This window comes from Arthrobacter sp. GCM10027362 (genome assembly GCF_042679445.1).
In the GTDB taxonomy this organism is placed as follows: domain Bacteria; phylum Actinomycetota; class Actinomycetes; order Actinomycetales; family Micrococcaceae; genus Crystallibacter.
Genome location: NZ_JBHTML010000344.1, coordinates 1 through 1,726, shown reverse-complemented (window position 1 = coordinate 1,726; position 1,726 = coordinate 1). Strand labels below are relative to the sequence as shown.

3 protein-coding genes are annotated in these 1,726 nt (G+C 70.7%); all 3 read left to right on the top strand.

Translation table 11 applies throughout. The annotated features are described in order from the left end of the window. Positions 1–188, top strand: a 188-nt coding sequence (locus tag ACFQ36_RS22490) for an IclR family transcriptional regulator C-terminal domain-containing protein (RefSeq protein WP_377017759.1), incomplete at its 5' end; no start/stop codon positions are given. A gap of 78 nt (positions 189–266) precedes the next feature. Beyond that, positions 267–1,400 (top strand): mandelate racemase/muconate lactonizing enzyme family protein, encoded by a 1,134-nt coding sequence (locus ACFQ36_RS22485; protein ID WP_377017757.1) that lies wholly within the window; start codon positions 267–269, stop codon positions 1,398–1,400. Between the two features lie 83 nt (positions 1,401–1,483). Further along, positions 1,484–1,726 (top strand): winged helix-turn-helix domain-containing protein (locus ACFQ36_RS22480; RefSeq protein WP_377017754.1); only part of this gene is annotated, 243 nt, incomplete at its 3' end.

Genomic DNA, 1,726 nt, shown 5'->3' with positions numbered 1-1,726 from the left:
GCGCCTCCGGCGTCAGCTGCCTGGCGGTGGCCGTCCGGGCCCGGGCCGGCGGCCTGGACGCGCTGTCCGTCTCGCTGCCGTCCGCCGAGCTGACCAAGGCCCGCGAGCGCGAGGTCGCCGAAGCCCTGCAGGCGACGGCCGCCGTCACGGAGGATGTGGTGGCAGGACTGGGCGGACTGCTGGCCTGAAACACTTGTCATATAAGTTTTCTACTTATACGATAAGTTTACTCCGCCATTCCGGCACACCTCCACCGAAGGACCTTCATGGGCTACTCCCCCGATTCCATCCGGCACGTCAAGCTCTCCACCGCCACGCTGCCGCTGGCCACTCCGATCTCCGATGCAAAGGTCTTCACCGGCCGGCAGAAGCCGATGACCGAAGTGGTCTTCCTCTTCGCCGAGATCGCCACCGAGCAGGGCCATGAGGGCCTGGGCTTCTCCTACTCCAAGCGCGCCGGGGGCCCGGCCCAGTACGCGCATGCCAAGGAGGTCGCCGAGGCCATGCTCGGCGAGGACCCGAACGACATCGCCAAGCTGTACAACAAGCTGCTCTGGGCCGGCGCGTCGGTCGGCCGCTCCGGCGTGGCCACCCAGGCCCTGGCCGCCCTGGACATTGCGCTCTACGACCTCAAGGCCAAGCGCGCCGGACTGCCGCTGGCCAAGCTGCTCGGTGCCCACCGCGACTCCGTGCGCACCTACAACACCTCCGGCGGCTTCCTCAATGCCTCGATCGAGGAGGTCAAGGAGCGCGCCAGCCGCTCGCTGGCCGAGGGCATAGGCGGCATCAAGATCAAGGTCGGCCTGCCGGACACAGCCGAGGACCTGCGCCGGGTCGCGGCGGTGCGCGAACACATTGGCGACGGCGTGCCCCTGATGGTGGATGCGAACCAGCAGTGGGACCGGGCCACGGCCCTGCGGATGGGCCGGAAGCTCGAGCAGTTCGATCTGGTCTGGATCGAGGAACCGCTGGACGCCTACGACGCCGCAGGCCATGCCGACCTGGCCCGCACCCTGGACACCCCGATCGCCACCGGCGAGATGCTGGCCTCGGTCGCCGAGCACGAGCGGCTGATCGCCGCCCGTGCCTGCGACATCATCCAGCCCGACGCCCCGCGCGTCGGCGGCATCACCCAGTTCCTGCGCCTGGCCACGCTCGCCGACCAGGCCGGGCTGGACCTGGCCCCGCACTTCGCCATGGAGATCCACCTGCACCTGGCCGCCGCCTACCCGCGCGAGCCGTGGGTGGAGCACTTCGACTGGCTCGACCCGCTGTTCAACGAGCGTCTCGAGACCCGTGACGGGCGCATGCTGGTACCGGAGCGTCCGGGCCTGGGCGTGACGTTCAGCCACCAGGCCCGCGCGTGGACCACCGACACGGCCGAATTCGGCCGCGCCTGACCCGCACTGCCTGGCAATGGCCCCGCCGTCCGGCGGGGCCATTGGTGTCCGGCCGGCTGCCGGCCGGATGGGAACATGGTGCCATGACACGGAACCTGACGGCCACGCTGGTCGACGAGCTGCGCGCCCGCATCGTCGACGGGTCCCTCGCCCCGGGCGAGAAGCTGCCCAGCGAAAACACTCTCATCGCCGAGCACGGCGTCAGCCGCACCGTGGTGCGCGAAGCCATCACCCGGCTGCAGGCCGAGGGCCTGGTCCACACCCGGCGCGGCGCGGGCAGCTTCGTGCTGATTCCCCCGGCCGCGGCGGAGGGCGGCGCCGCCGCC